Annotated in this window: 15 protein-coding genes; 11 read left to right on the top strand and 4 right to left on the bottom strand. The window is 43.0% G+C overall.

The window, feature by feature from the left end:
* Positions 1 to 43: 43 nt before the first annotated feature.
* Positions 44 to 967 carry a DMT family transporter gene (locus V1500_RS17725; protein WP_409301280.1) on the bottom strand — a complete coding sequence of 308 codons (924 nt, stop codon included), beginning with the start codon at positions 965 to 967 and terminating at the stop codon, positions 44 to 46.
* Positions 964 to 1,365: a reverse transcriptase-like protein gene (locus V1500_RS17720; protein ID WP_409301278.1), complete on the bottom strand. Its 402-nt coding sequence runs from the start codon at positions 1,363 to 1,365 to the stop codon at positions 964 to 966. Before V1500_RS17720 ends, V1500_RS17725 begins: the two co-directional genes overlap by 4 nt.
* Positions 1,366 to 1,677: 312 nt before the next feature.
* On the opposite strand from V1500_RS17720, the gene V1500_RS17715 reads away from it, so the two are divergent.
* The 5 genes from V1500_RS17715 (at position 1,678) to mntR (ending at position 6,711) form a co-directional block, all read left to right on the top strand.
* Positions 1,678 to 2,352: a reverse transcriptase-like protein gene (locus tag V1500_RS17715; protein ID WP_409301276.1), complete on the top strand. Its 675-nt coding sequence runs from the start codon at positions 1,678 to 1,680 to the stop codon at positions 2,350 to 2,352.
* Positions 2,353 to 2,529, top strand: a complete 177-nt coding sequence (locus tag V1500_RS17710; RefSeq protein ID WP_409301275.1) for a zinc-finger domain-containing protein — start codon at positions 2,353 to 2,355, stop codon at positions 2,527 to 2,529.
* Positions 2,530 to 2,680: 151 nt separating this feature from the next.
* Entirely contained in the window at positions 2,681 to 3,670 is a 990-nt protein-coding gene (locus tag V1500_RS17705) for an HD-GYP domain-containing protein (RefSeq protein ID WP_409301273.1), read from the top strand.
* Between the two features lie 333 nt (positions 3,671 to 4,003).
* Entirely contained in the window at positions 4,004 to 6,160 is a 2,157-nt protein-coding gene (locus V1500_RS17700; protein ID WP_409301271.1) for a DNA topoisomerase III, read from the top strand.
* A gap of 122 nt (positions 6,161 to 6,282) precedes the next feature.
* Entirely contained in the window at positions 6,283 to 6,711 is a 429-nt protein-coding gene (mntR, locus tag V1500_RS17695) for a transcriptional regulator MntR (RefSeq protein ID WP_409301269.1), read from the top strand.
* Between the two features lie 44 nt (positions 6,712 to 6,755).
* Here mntR and V1500_RS17690 read toward each other — a convergent pair whose 3' ends face one another.
* Positions 6,756 to 7,871: a mandelate racemase/muconate lactonizing enzyme family protein gene (locus tag V1500_RS17690; protein WP_409301268.1), complete on the bottom strand. Its 1,116-nt coding sequence runs from the start codon at positions 7,869 to 7,871 to the stop codon at positions 6,756 to 6,758.
* Positions 7,872 to 8,161: 290 nt separating this feature from the next.
* Here V1500_RS17690 and V1500_RS17685 point away from each other — a divergent pair, with 290 nt between their 5' ends.
* Both V1500_RS17685 and V1500_RS17680 read left to right on the top strand, forming a co-directional pair.
* Positions 8,162 to 8,860 carry a class I SAM-dependent methyltransferase gene (locus tag V1500_RS17685; RefSeq protein WP_409301266.1) on the top strand — a complete coding sequence of 233 codons (699 nt, stop codon included), beginning with the start codon at positions 8,162 to 8,164 and terminating at the stop codon, positions 8,858 to 8,860.
* Positions 8,857 to 9,552: an AIM24 family protein gene (locus V1500_RS17680; protein ID WP_409301264.1), complete on the top strand. Its 696-nt coding sequence runs from the start codon at positions 8,857 to 8,859 to the stop codon at positions 9,550 to 9,552. Before V1500_RS17685 ends, V1500_RS17680 begins: the two co-directional genes overlap by 4 nt.
* A gap of 314 nt (positions 9,553 to 9,866) precedes the next feature.
* Here the strand turns inward: V1500_RS17680 and metA are convergent, their stop codons facing one another.
* A complete protein-coding gene (metA, locus tag V1500_RS17675; protein WP_409301262.1) occupies positions 9,867 to 10,775 on the bottom strand; it encodes a homoserine O-acetyltransferase MetA in 909 nt (302 codons plus the stop codon).
* A 207-nt stretch (positions 10,776 to 10,982) separates the two neighbouring features.
* On the opposite strand from metA, the gene V1500_RS17670 reads away from it, so the two are divergent.
* From V1500_RS17670 to V1500_RS17655, 4 genes are all read left to right on the top strand, one after another.
* Positions 10,983 to 12,671 carry a formate--tetrahydrofolate ligase gene (locus V1500_RS17670; protein ID WP_409301260.1) on the top strand — a complete coding sequence of 563 codons (1,689 nt, stop codon included), beginning with the start codon at positions 10,983 to 10,985 and terminating at the stop codon, positions 12,669 to 12,671.
* A gap of 37 nt (positions 12,672 to 12,708) precedes the next feature.
* Positions 12,709 to 13,254 carry a hypothetical protein gene (locus V1500_RS17665; RefSeq protein WP_409301259.1) on the top strand — a complete coding sequence of 182 codons (546 nt, stop codon included), beginning with the start codon at positions 12,709 to 12,711 and terminating at the stop codon, positions 13,252 to 13,254.
* An 81-nt stretch (positions 13,255 to 13,335) separates the two neighbouring features.
* Positions 13,336 to 13,812, top strand: coding sequence for a glutathione peroxidase (locus V1500_RS17660; RefSeq protein WP_409301257.1), 477 nt, complete (start codon positions 13,336 to 13,338; stop codon positions 13,810 to 13,812).
* Positions 13,813 to 13,929: 117 nt separating this feature from the next.
* Positions 13,930 to 14,775, top strand: coding sequence for a DegV family protein (locus V1500_RS17655; RefSeq protein ID WP_409301255.1), 846 nt, complete (start codon positions 13,930 to 13,932; stop codon positions 14,773 to 14,775).
* Positions 14,776 to 14,931: the final 156 nt, after the last annotated feature.

Below are 14,931 nucleotides of genomic sequence, written 5' to 3'. Positions count from 1 at the left end.
TAATGATGATGACTCCAATCCTGTCGGCTGGAGTCATTTGATTTTATATTTCATTAGAAAGTACGGTATTTTTCTTCGATTTCGGCTTTGACGGCAGCTCGGCAAAGATCATCCCTGCGAAGATAAATAAGCATCCAATAATAGCTGCCGCCGTTAGTCGTTCATTTACCCAGAAATACGACGTTATGGCAGCGAAAACGGGTTCCATCGCAAAAATCAAAGCAACGCGGGTGGCTGAAGTAAATGCCTGAAAATAAGTCTGGGCCAGGAACGCAAAAGCAGTAGCAAGAACAGATGTTACAGTCAAAGCAATCCATACTTCCGTCCTTAACATGACCTCGGCATTAAAAATAACAGATGTGTTTTCATTGAAAATCACCCCTGATACAGCAGAAAGCAATGCAACTGTCAGAATCTGCACCATGGTCAGCGGCAGCGAAGGATGCTTTGAAGCAAATTTTGCAGTCATGATGATATGAAGTGCAAATGATATGGCACACAAAAATACATAGAAATCCCCCCTGGTTAAAGTGGAGCTTTCCACGACCGTCATCAGATAAAGCCCTGTGGTGGCAGCACTTACCCCTATGAGTGCATTTTTCGATGGCTTCTGTTTTAGCAGCATCATTGAAAACAGAGGGACAAGAACGACACTCAAACCGGTGATGAAACCTGCCTTAGAGGGGGTAGTAGTAAGCAGGCCGACTGTTTGGAATGCATATCCCAGAAAAAGCCATATGCCTATTTTACATCCGTCGGTCACCAGATCTCTCGTCCAGACAGGTTTAGAGCCTCTTCCAAATAACAAATACCAGGCTGAAAGCAGGATGAACGCCAGTAAAAACCTCACAGCGTTAAACGTGAAAGGTGCCAAAAAAGAAATCGCATTCTGCACCATCACAAAGGTTGCTCCCCAAATAAATACTACAAACAATAAAGTCAGATCTGCAGCGTAGGTTCTTTTCATGAGTGCTCACCTTCATTTAGCCGTATAGCCCTTCTTGCCAATTCATCAGCAGATTTATTTTCGCTGCCCGGAATCCATTTCAGAAAAAATAAATCAAATTTGCCGCTTAACTCGATTGCTTTTTCCAGCAGTGGGGAATACCGTTTGTTTTTTACGAATTCCTTCTCGATTGCCTGGCTGACCAGCTGGGAATCTGTTCTGAACGAAACGGTGCGGTACCCCTTTTCTATACATATCTCAAGAGCCTTGATGAGGGCATGATATTCAGCTTCATGGTTTTCCATTGTGCCCAGCGGAATGGAATGGCGCTCGACAGACCCGCTGCCCTTGATGAATATTCCTGCACCGCTTGGCCCGGGATTTCCTGCACTAGCTCCGTCTATGTACACTTCAATCATTCCTTGTCCCCCTTTACACGGTTATTTTCTGTTTGATCTGTGGTTCGGCGTTTCTCAAAAAATCAAAAAGTAGTATGATGAACTAAGCGGTTTTAAATCATTCCATATCGGTTATAACAGTAGAATAACTGATATGCCATTTTATATAAGGGCAGTTAAGCAGGGCGCCAAAAAGAAAATCGCACTTTCCATTATACATTATAAATTTATTGTCAGGAACTTTTCGTTTGCATTTGAGTAACTGAAATAGTCCTTCCGATCAAAATGCATATTTTATTTTTTTTAGATAATTATTATCAGTAGGTGATTGATATGAAGGTTTTAATCTTATGGACATATGGGGGTTCTAAAAGACCTGAAGCGGCGTTTACTTCGGACTTCATTCAGGCAGAAAAGGCTTTGCTGATCGCGGACGACCTTGAGAAGACAGGGCGGCTAAAGAATATAGAGTTTAAGGATGAAGTAGGAACAACCTGGAATAAAAAAGAGTTAAAAAAGTTATTGACGAAGATTGAAGAAGAACCTCAGGATGTGACCGTTTACTTTGATGGCGGCTACCAAAAGGAAAATGGAAGGACAGGAATTGGCATAGTCATATATTACAGGCAGGGCAAAAAAGAATGGCGTGTCAGGAAAAACCTGAGTTTATCCGAGATCTTGTCAAATAATGAAGCAGAATATGCCGCATGTTATGAAGCGGTTAACCAGCTTCAAGAGCTTGGTGTGCATCATCAAAAGGTGAGGATTAAAGGCGACTCACAGGTTGTATTGAACCAGCTTTCCGGAGAATGGCCATGCTTTGAGGAGGAGCTTAACAGGTGGCTCGACCGCATAGAAGCCAAAATAGAACAGCTTGGCATTATTCCAGAGTACGAGCATGTGCCAAGGAAAGAAAATCATGAAGCCGATAAACTGGCTACGCAGGCTCTGAATGGCGAATCCATTACTAGTGCACTGCTCCTAACCGAAGAAGAAGGAGATAAATAGATGGACCGTAAATTAATTTTGACTGAAGTCGAGCAGGTGCTTGAAGAATACTGCAAGGACTGCTTCGTATACAGTACGTTAAGAAAGGAAAATGGCCGCAGTTTTGCGCATAAATTTTGTATTAGACAATGTACCGTGGGGGAACGGATTAAGGAAATAGGAATGAAATTGAAATAGCAGTAAGAGCCAGCATTCCGGATACTTCCGGAATGCTGTTTTTGTCAGTTTTTGAAGGAATGTTTAATGGACATATTTCAAGCGATTATCACCAAATGATGGGTATTTTTGGTAATATATAAGAAGAAAAACGAATATGGGGGAAAACAAATTGAACAAAATTTCTCCAGCTTTCAACACAATGTATTCCAAATTATCTATAGAAGACATAGATCAGATGTTATTCATGCTTGCAGAGGAGAATGAAGGAAAGACGTTATTCTATTTGAAAGACGACCAGTTATTATCCAATCAGCATGAGAATATGGAAGTGATCGGTGCGAAAATGGGAGCTGCAGTCAGGATCATGAAGGAAATGTTCCTTTTAATCCGGGATACGGAACGAATTCCTGTTAACGATATCAAAAACGATATCCTTCCAGTTATTGAAGAAGCGGCAGAGCTTCCGCATATTTACTTTTTGTTGAGCCATGTACAATCGAAGGATGAATATACATACCGTCATAATATCAATGTGGGCATTATCTCTGTACTCATAGGCAAATGGCTCGGCCTCGGAAAAAAGGATCTTGCCGACCTCAACCTGGCTGCGACATTGCATGATATTGGCAAAACACAAGTAAGCCAACATATTCTAACAAAGCCTGGAAAGCTCAACTACTCAGAATATAAGGACATGAAACGGCATACGATATACGGTTACGAATTGCTTAAACAAAAACCGGATCTGCCGCTTTCCATTCCGCTTACGGCGCTTCAGCATCATGAATGGGAGAACGGGGAAGGGTATCCATTGAAGCTAAAAGGAAATAACCTGCATTTGTTCTCTAAGATCACTGCCATTGCAGATGCATTCCATGCCATGTCTTCAGAACGGATATACCATCACGCATTACCTTTTTACAAAGTTATCAGTCAAATGAAAAATGACGCATTCGGGAAATTCGATCCCAGAATCTTGCTGGTGTTTCTGAATAAAATGCTGGAAACTCTAGTTGGTAAAACCGTTCTCCTGACGGATGGACAATTTGCGAAAGTTGTCATGATCAATAGATATGATCCATTGAACTCACTTGTTATGACGAAAAGAGGTATAGTAAACCTATGTGACGAAAAAGAACTCCATATCGAAAAGGTTTAAGGATAGGAAAAATTGTGTCCACCTTTTAAGACACAGCGAGATGGACGGGCGACCATCTCTTTTTTTATGGAAATGTATGCTTTTCACTTTGAATGATGTCTAGCTTCGACGCAACGATATAAGAGTCCCGACGAAGCCAGGGCACGCCACACAAGTGTGGGGTTACTCAGCGTTGCCGAATTGCGTGCAGCAATTTGGCCGAGGGATCATTTAAACAGCGGCGTTTCCGGTTTTCTAATGCCATACTGGGATTAATATCAATTTAGTCTTTCCTGTCATTTAAGGTTATAATAGTTTAGTAGTTTATCTTTAATAAGATTAGGTGATTTTTAGATGAAGTTAATAATTGCCGAAAAACCAGATCAGGGAGCTACCCTGTCTTCCCAGTTCAAAACAAAGAAGCATCCTGGGTATATTGAAATCATGCCGAACGAGCTCTTTCCTAAAGGGGCTTATGTCACATGGGCAGTGGGCCATCTTTGCCAGCTGGTAGCTCCTGAATCATATCGGCCTGAGTGGAAAAAGTGGCAGATTGAAACGATGCCGATCATACCTGAACGGTTTCAATATGAGGTAACCAAATCGAAAGCAAAGCAATTTAATATAGTAAAATCGCTGATAAAAAAACCAGAGGTTTCTGAGTTCATTCATGCCGGGGACGCTGGGCGTGAAGGAGAATTGATCATTCGCAATATCATTAATCTCTGCGGTGTGAATAAACCTATGAAAAGACTTTGGATTTCGTCTCTCACACCAAAGGCGATCTATGAGGGTTTTAGAAGCCTTTTGGACGAGCAGGAAACGAAGAGCTTGTTCTATGAAGCCTATACGAGAGCTTGCGCAGACTGGGTAGTTGGAATGAATGCTTCCAGAGTATATAGCATCTTATTAAAAGACAAAGGCATGTCAGATGTGTTTTCGGCAGGACGGGTGCAAACTCCTACTCTGGCACTTATAGTTAAAAGGGAGAGGGAAATACAGGAGTTTCAATCAGAGCCCTTTTGGGAGGTTACTGCAACCTTTTCAATGAACGGTAAAAAATATGAGGGAAAATGGCACAAGGAGAACAATACACGGATAGATACAAAAGAAATGGCCGATAAAATTGCTGCTTTCTGCAAGGGGAAAGACGCTAAAGTGGCCGATGTGTTTACAGAGCGAAAAGAATTCCAGCCACCCATGCTGTTCAATTTATCATCACTGCAGGCAGTCGCTAATAAGATGTATAAGTTTTCTCCAAAAAAAACGCTTGACGTTTTACAAAGCCTGTATCAAAAAGGGATTGTATCCTATCCACGTTCCGACTCCAACTACGTGACAAAAGGGGAAGCGGAAACCTTCCCAGAAATCATGAAAAAACTAAGCCGACTGCCTGCCTATGAAGCGTTGTTTCCATTGGATCAACCATCTATCATAACTAATAAAAGGTTTGTTAACGAAAAAAAGGTAACCGACCACTACGCAATCATTCCAACTGAACAGGTCACCGATCCGAACAGGTTGTCAGACGAGGAGCGGAAAATATATGACTTAGTCATCAGGCGCCTTATTGCAGCACACTACGATAAGGCAATCTTTGATTATACGACAATCAGTACTTTGGTAGAAAACCGCGCCGAATTCATATCAAAGGGAAAGCAGCAAATCAAGGAGGGCTGGCGAAAGGTCATTTTCCAGGAAGACAAGGATGACAACGACATTATTCTGCCTATCTTGGATAATGGGGAAGAAGGCAAGGTGGCTAAGGTAAATGTAAAGGAAGGAAAGACCCAGCCTCCAAAGCGTTATACGGAGGGACAGCTGATTACCCTTATGAAAACAGCCGGAAAGCATCTTGATAATGAGGAGCTTGAAAAAGTCCTTATGAAAACGGAAGGGCTTGGGACAGAGGCAACCAGGGCTGGCATCATTACAATGCTTAAGGAGCGGAAATATATCAACGTAATAAAGAATCAGGTATACGCAACCGACAAGGGGAAGGTGCTGATTGCCGCGATAGGGGATAAAATCCTTGCATCGCCTGAAATGACTGCAAAGTGGGAACAGCGCCTTCGGGAGATAGGGGAAGGAAAAGCCTCTCCTGCCCCATTTATGGAAGCAGTAAAAAAGATGGCTGGAAAAATCATTTCTGATGCTGTAGAGGGATGTTCTGATTGGAATTTTGACGGATTGGATACTGCAGCCATCCAGAGGAAATCTTCGAAAGGCAAGTCCTCCGGCAATAAATCCTTCGGCAAATGCCGCTTATGCGGAGACAGGGTCATAGATAAAGGAAAATTTTATGGCTGCTCAGGCTATAGCAAAACTCAATGCGGATTCACTGTCTCGAAAAAAATCTTGAATAAGGCGATAACTCAGGTTAACCTAAAAAAGCTATTGGACACAGGAGAGACAGATGTGATAAAAGGCTTTACAAAAGGCGAAAAGACCTTTGACGCTGCACTAGTCTGGGATGAACAATCCCGAAGGATGACATTTAAGTTCGTTTAATGCCGGACAATTCGGGAGGGCGCGGTTTTGCAGGCAATCCAGCAAGGCTTCCGGGCCCTTCTTGTTCACGGCTTATATATATAGTAAGATTCTTAAGAATGGTTTTGAATGGAGGATGCCGGATGCCTACACCCAGCATGGAGGATTATATAGAACAAATATACATATTGATAGAAGAAAAGGGATACGCAAGGGTGTCAGACATAGCGGAAAATCTTTCTGTACACCCATCCTCCGTCACAAAAATGGTTCAAAAGCTTGACCAGGAAAAGTACTTGATCTACGAAAAATACCGCGGGCTTGTTTTGACTCCAGCAGGAAAGAAAATTGGGAAAAGGCTGGTGTTCCGCCACGACCTGCTTGAACAGTTGCTTAAGTTGATTGGTGTAAAGGATGAAAATATATACCGGGACGTGGAAGGCATTGAACATCATCTCAGTTGGGATGCCATAGACCGAATCGGAGACCTCGTCCAATATTTTGAAGAAGACTCCAAAAGAGTGGAAGAATTGAAGGCTGTACAGAAGCGGAACCAGGAGGAACAGGACTAATTCCTGAGAATAAGCGCTTCATGAGGCTTATTCTCTGAATTTTTTCATGCTTGATACAAAGAGCCATCCCATCGATAGGCATTGACGATGTCCATATTTACTTTAACCCCTATCCCTTCCCCCTTAGGCAGATATATTCTGCCATTGTGTGGAGTTATTGAAATAAGGTTTGTGAAAGGATTTTCCATGACATCCCACTCCATAGGTTCTATATCCTCCCCATCCATTTTGCTCCAAGGCGGCAAGCATGCCATACAGAACAGTGAATATAGTCTTGGCAGGGCGCCGTCATAATTATGAGGGGATACTCTCACTCCAAAATTGCGGGCTAATTGCAATGCATCACGAAAGTCATCAATTCCTTTCATATGCACAATATCCGGCTGAATGATATCAAGGGCATTTTGCCGTAGCAGCGGGATAAATTTTCTGGCACTTAGCACATTTTCCCCTCCTGAAATGGGCACATCGAAAATGGAACGGAGCGCCTGATACTCTGTAACATTGTCTATGGGGATCGGTTCTTCAAACCACAGGATATTTTGCCAATCTGAAAGATACCTGTTCCACTTCCGGGCTGTGGACATGTCATAGCTCTGATTGGCATCTATTATGAGCTGAACACCTTCACATTTCTGAAGGAATTTTATGTGGGAACAATCTTCCTGAAACTTGCGGCCCCCAACCTTTACTTTGATAGTTTGAAAACCTTTTATAATGCTTTTTTCTGCATGCTGAACAGATTCTGTCATCCATTTGTCACTATGGCTGTACGATTGGAAGGAAGCATACACAGGAACGCTTTGCCTGTATGCTCCGCCCCACAATTGACATACGGACATGTTGGCATATTTGGCTGCAATATCGGTTAAAGCCATGCTTACTGCTGAGGCTGCCCGCCGGTTCCATTTTTTTATCGTATCGACTAATGAGAGGCGATCTGTTGCCGGCTTTCCGATTAAGAAGGGCTCAATTCTGTCCTGAAATCCGGTATGGATTGCAGGAAGCCAATCTGTGCATTCTCCCCAGCCATCTATCCCGGATTTAGTGATGATGCGGATCAGGTAGCAGGATCTATATTTTTTATATCCGTTCGCATCTCCATATGCTTTCGAAAGTTTATGAAGCAATGGAAACGTCTCCACTTTTTCAATTTTCATTTAAACCCCGCCATATTAATAGAATATAATTATAAAATAATGCCTGGACACACCTAGGGGAATTACCTATCAAAAAATTGCTGGGTGATCTTCAAAAAGTCCGAAACTGTAGTTATTCAATATTTTATTTAAAAAGCTTTCTCTTTTATATATTGTGAAACTTCTGTTTCAATCATTCGTATTTTAAGCATAGAACATCTGGGTGTAAGAGATGAAAACTTTTGCTGCAGTCACTTCAGCAATAAATCATTTTGCGGCAACTGATATTATAAATAATTGGAGGTACTCTAATGAGCTCAAACTGGCATGAAACAGCAGAAAAGGAATGGGACTCTTTTTCGGCTAAATGGTCCAGTTCTTCACGGGATATGTGGGAAGGCGGGAGTCGTAAAAAGGTTGTTCCTTTATTCACGCAGCATGTATCAAAAGGTGCTAAAGTTGCAGACCTGGGTTGCGGCGATGGCTACGGTTCCGTACTGCTTGCACAGAAGGGGTATAAAGTTACGGGAGTGGATATCTCAGCAGAAATGATATCCATAGCAAAGCAAAAGGCAGCGGAACAGGAGGGAGTAACATTTATCCAGGGTGATGTTGCACATCTATCCTTTGGAGACGCTGTCTATGATGCTGTCATGGCCATCAATTCCATTGAATGGACAGAATTCCCGCTTGATGCGCTGGGCGAAATTAAGAGAATAGTAAAGCCTGGAGGCTACGCTTGTTTCGGCATCCTAGGGCCAACTGCCGCACCTAGAAAAAGGTACCGATATCCGCGCCTGTATGGGGAGAAAGTAATCATGAATTCGATGCTCCCCTGGGAATTTGAACAGCTTGCACTTGAAAATGGCTGGAGGCTTATTGGTGACTCAGGTGTCAGCAAGAATGGCGCAGATTTAGAAAAATTGGGTTTTATGCCGAAGGAACTTCAGCAATCAGTTTCATTTATGTGGCTGTTTATGCTGCAGAAAAAGGGGGCTTTAGAAACATGAAAAGACATGGGATTGAACAATTTATAGAAGAGACAAAACAGCAGGATAAAGGCGAGGGGCTTTTTGAACTGGAAACGGCCAGGATCTTAGAGGTTAATCTGGAAACGCAGATTTGGGCGAAAATGGGCACGATGATATCCTATCGAGGGAATGTTAAGTTTGAACGTGAAGGAATCCTGGAACATGGTATTGGAAAAATGTTCAAAAAGGCATTCACAGGAGAGGGCACTTCATTAATGAAGGCCAGCGGAAAAGGAAAACTATACCTTGCAGACCAGGGTAAGAAGATTTCGATTCTCATGATGAACGGGGATACAATCTCTATAAACGGCAACGATTTACTGGCTTTCGAACCAAGTATCAAATGGGATATAAAGCTGATGCGCAAGGTTGCAGGGCTGCTTGCAGGCGGCTTGTTCAACGTACGGCTTGAAGGTACAGGCATGGTTGCATTTACATCCCATTATGAGCCTTTGACACTTATTGTTGAACCTGGGCAGCCGGTATATACTGACCCAAATGCGACGGTAGCCTGGTCTGGCAGCCTGCAGCCTGAATTTGTCACTGATATTTCGCTTAAGACATTCTTCGGACGCGGAAGCGGGGAATCGGTACAAATGAAATTCGAAGGCAACGGCTTTGTGGTTGTCCAGCCATTTGAGGAAGTTTACCGTGTGGAAACACAAGGATAATGCGGACCAAAAAAATGCCACTCGCTTTGGTCAGATAGGGCTTTAAAAATATTTCGAAATAATAATATCCCTTGATAAACTTCGTGAGTTAGCACCTCGGCGGTTGCCATGGATTGTACAAACGACCTGGAAAAATGGATCAACCTGCCGCGCGCTGGCCGTATTGGTTCCTGATATTGCTCAGGTGCAGTCAATACAATTTAAAATGACCTAATAATTAAAATAAAGAGTCCAATGGGTCCATCATTAAAAACGGGAAAAGAGTTTTGAGGCTCTTTTCCCATTTCTGTGAGCAGCCTGAGCTGCCATTTTTATTAGTTCCAATCATAAGGCGTTTCCTGGTAGACATAGTAATTGAGCCAGTTGGAAAACAGAAGGCTTGCATGGCTTTTCCATCTGTAGATGGGCTTTTTGGCAGGATCATTATCAGGAAAGTAATACTTCGGGACCTCTATCGGCAGCCCTTTTTCCAGATCGCGCCTATATTCAGTCCCGAGAGTGTCAGCATCATATTCCAGGTGGCCTGTGATCATGATTCTTTTGCCGTCCTTTGACGCGATCAGCAGTACCCCGGCTTCGGCCGACTCAGAAAGGATCTCCAGTTCGCTGTGATTTTTTAAATTTTCAAGGTCGATGTCTGTGTGCCTTGAATGCGGGGCAAGAAATTGCTCATCAAAGCCCCTTACAAGATTGACATTCGGTTTAAGAATTATGTGGTCAAATACACCAAAGCACTTGCCTGGCAATTCGTGTTTCCCGATGCCGTAATGATGGAAAAGCGCTGCTTGAGCTCCCCAGCATATATGTAGGGTAGACGTCACATTATGTGTGGACCAGTCCATGATCTCCTTAAGCTCTTCCCAATAATCTACTTCTTCAAATGGCAGTGTCTCAACTGGCGCTCCTGTGATGATAAGACCGTCAAATTTGTTATTCCGTACGTCTGAAAATGTTCTGTAAAATTGGTCCAAATGAAGTTTGCTGGTATTTTTTGATTGATGAGTGGATAGCTTCATAAAAGAGATGTTTACCTGTATGGGAGTGTTTCCGAGAAAACGCAGCAGCTGGGCCTCCGTTTTTTCCTTTTCGGGCATCAGATTTAAAATAATGATATTTAAAGGGCGGATATCCTGGGAGCCCGCCCGATCTTCATCCATAACAAAAATGTTTTCACTCTCAAGTATATCCCTGGCAGGAAGAAGCTTTGGAATTTTAATCGGCATAGAAGCCCTCCTTTTTTACGGTGTGACAAAACTGTATCATGAATAGCATGATTTGTCCGATAATTAGAAAAATAAATTAGGTATATTATATAGAAAAATTTCAGTTATATCATCAGTTTTCAAAAATAAAATAATTAAGTTTTTGAATGGCCGTAACATGTTAAAATGGTAAAAGTGATAAAATCAGACGAAGCGGAGGTTCAACTAGTGAAATTACATTCTGCAATGAAAAGCGATATAGAAATCGCCTTGAGCTCGCCAATGGAAAACATCAAGCTTATTGCCGAAAGGCTCGGGATTGATGAAGAAGGATTGGAGCTTTACGGAAAGTATAAAGCAAAGCTATCATCTGAAACACTTGAAAAACTTATGACAAAAAAAGACGGGAAATTAATTCTCGTTACATCGATAAATCCTACAAAAGCAGGTGAAGGCAAGTCTACAGTAACGGTTGGCCTGGGGGATGCCTTACGAAAGATAGGCAAGAGTTCCATCATTGCGATGCGTGAGCCATCGTTAGGACCGGTTATGGGTTTAAAAGGAGGAGCTACAGGCGGAGGGTATGCGCAGGTATTGCCTATGGATGAAATAAATCTCCATTTTACAGGTGATATACATGCAATCACGACTGCAAACAATGCACTTGCTGCACTGATAGATAATCATCTGCATCAAGGGAACCTGCTGAATATAGACCCGCGCAGAATTGTTTGGAAAAGGGTCCTGGATATGAACGATCGTGCTCTCCGGAATGTGGTTGTAGGGCTTGGCGGACCTGTGCACGGAATACCGCGTGAAGATGGTTTTGATATTAGTGTCGCTTCCGAAATCATGGCAGTTCTATGCCTTGCACAAGATTTACAAGACTTAAAGAACCGTATTTCCCGTATTGTAATTGCATACACATATGACCAAACTCCTGTAACGGTCAAGGATTTGGGTGTGGAAGGGGCACTCGCACTGCTTTTGAAGGATGCTGTAAAACCAAATTTGGTACAAACCATTGAACATACACCGGCTCTCATTCACGGTGGGCCGTTTGCCAATATCGCCCATGGATGCAATAGTGTTATTGCGACAAAAGCTGCTCTAAAACTTGCTGATTATGTAGTAACTGAAGCAGGTTTTGGCGCTGACCTTGGAGCGGAGAAATTTTTACATATCAAAGCAAGAAGTGCGGGCATTCAGCCATCGGCAGTCGTGATCGTGGCGACTTTACGCGCTCTTAAGCTTCATGGCGGCCTGAATAAAGAAGAATTGAAACAGGAGAACCTAACTGCATTAGAAACCGGCTTTGAGAACTTGAGAAAGCATGTGGGAACAATCAAGGCATTCGGCCTTCCGTTTGTTGTGGCCCTGAACCGGTTTGTTTCGGATACAGATGCTGAATTGCGACTGTTTGAGAAGCTTTGTAATGCTGATGGAATCCCGTTTGCCCTGACTGAGGTGTGGGAAAAAGGCGGAGAAGGCGGAATCGAGCTTGCGGCAAAGGTGCTTGAGACCATGGAAAATAATACACTTGAATATAAGCCTTTGTATGATCTGAATATCCCGCTGGATGAAAAAATCAGGATAATTGCTAACAAAGTATATGGGGCAATGGATGTGAATTTCAGTCCAGAAGCCAAAAAACAGCTGCAGCAATTTGATAAGGAAGGCTGGTCCGGACTGCCTGTCTGTATGGCGAAAACACAGTATTCTTTATCCGACAATCCTGCATTGGTAGGCAAGCCAACTGGTTTCATCCTGTCCGTCAGAAAGCTGAAGCCTTCCATTGGGGCAGGCTTTATCGTGGCGTTAACTGGCGATATCATGACAATGCCTGGATTGCCAAAACTGCCTGCTGCCATGAATATGAATGTAGACGAACAAGGAAATGCCACTGGCCTTTTTTAAAAATGACAAGTATCGATAAGAGGAAAGAGGAGCCACTATGTTTGATCCAACCGCTTTTGAAAATATGAAGGTTGTCGTAGAAGGCGCTGTATATGATATGGATTTAGGCGGTCACATTACTGTCACGGACAGAAAGGACATTGTTGACCTTTCCAATTTGTCGAGAGCATTTGAGATAGAGGCTGAGCTTACGAAAACTGCGCACCAAGCACAGGTGAAGGCTCGCATAATACTTCACGCTTCCCTGGAGAATCTAGCTGCTGAACTGATGTCAAAACAGCCGGAACGACATGATCCGTTGGCAGGATGTACGGTTTCAATCATTTTTCATGTCCCTTTTCAGCAAGATGACCAGGATATTTTGCACATTATTTCGTTACTGGAGCAAATTTGGGGGAGCAAGAGGATTGTCGAGGTACATAATCACAAAGTATTTAGTAATCAGTCTAACAATATTGATTCCTGCACGAAGGCAAGTGTGTCCTTTGGCAGGATCATAACCGAGGAACAGATGGATGATGTCCTGCATATTGCCGAAATCACGGTGGAAACCTTAAAGGCAATGGAGGATATCATTCCATAAACGATAAGAAAGTGTTTATAATTGGAGCATATGCCTATCTCAATGTACAATGTCCTTATCTGTGTATGGGAGTGATCAAAGATGTCCATTTATAAATTTCATACAAACAAGATAAATGGGGATGAAATATCCCTCGAGAACTACGAAGGGCAAGTGGCCTTGATCGTGAACACTGCCAGCAAGTGCGGATTTACCCCTCAATATATGGGGCTGCAAAATCTATATGAACAGTACAAGGACCAGGGATTTACCGTACTCGGCTTTCCTTGTAATCAGTTTATGGGACAGGAGCCTGGTGATGAGCTTGAGATAGATGCCTTCTGCCGTTTAAATTATGGCGTTTCCTTCCCTATGTTTGCGAAGGTGGATGTAAAGGGCAAGGACGCCCATCCACTTTTTACCTATCTTACAGAGCATGCTCCAGGTGTTATGGGCTCAAAAGCGATTAAATGGAATTTCACAAAATTCCTTGTGGACCGCAATGGCAATGTAGTAAAACGTTATGCCCCCCAGACTAAGCCTATTGAAATAGCGGATGATATAAAAAATTTGTTGTAATGTATATGTAATGTTAACCCACTTGGCAAAAAGTGGGTTTTCTTGTGGCCATAAAAGGAAAATCAATAACTGTTATAGAATCTATCAGTGGGACAATATTAGGCATGGAGGAGAAGTATGGGAGAACGAATAGCCTGGATTACGGACAGTACATGTTTTTTGGATGATGATCTGAAAAATAATAAGGATGTATATGTTATTCCTATTGTCATTATCATAAACGAAAAGGAGTATTTGGACGGAGTCACCATACAACCGAATGAACTATACCGGAGGATGAGGCAGGAAAAGGTCGTGCCTACTACCTCGCAGCCTTCCGTAGGAACATTTTATCAACTGTACAAGAAGCTTGAGCCTGACTACGACAGGATCATCGCCGTCCATCTATCTTCCAAGCTAAGCGGGACAGCAGTGTCCGCTGCACAGGCTGCGGAGATGGTTAATTTACCTGTTCATGTTTTGGATACAGCTCTTATTTCATTTCCTGTTACCCATTTAATAAAGGACATCATGAAAAACCTGGAAAGCGGTGCAAGTGTAGAGGAAGCCCTGAATCGTGCTGGACAGCTAAAGGAAAAGAACAAGACGTTTGTGCTGTTCGGCAGCCTGGAACAGCTCCACAGAAGCGGAAGGCTTTCCGGGACGAAATACCTTCTCGGCAGTATTCTTAACATGAAACCCATCATAGCCCTGGAGAATGGGGCTCTGGAGATTAAGGCAAAGGTCAGAAGTGAAAAGAAGGCCGGCCAATTTATTTTACAGGAACTTTATAATGCTTGCGATGCAGGGATCGTCACAGAATGCATGCTTTTATACGGGGAGGATCCTGGCCAGACCGCCAGGTGGAGCGAAGCCATATCCAAAGCAAGGCCGGAGATAAATGTTCTTACAGCCCCGCTTGGCACAGCGATTGGGGTTCACGCAGGCGGCCATACATTAGGACTGAGCTGGTTCACAGAGTAGCAGCATGATAAAAAGGCATCATATGGATGCCTTTTTTCATTTTAGCTGCATCCTATAGGCAGGGAGACAAAGGCAAGACTGTGCTTGCTCTTTCAGCAGCCCAATCTTTTCATAAAACGTCTTTCTGCTATGAATCAACCAACCCGGCAGATATGC

Origin of the sequence: Peribacillus sedimenti (genome assembly GCF_046237635.1) — a bacterium.
Lineage (GTDB): Bacteria > Bacillota > Bacilli > Bacillales > DSM-1321 > Peribacillus > Peribacillus sedimenti.
This window is presented reverse-complemented; position numbering and strand designations above follow the sequence as displayed.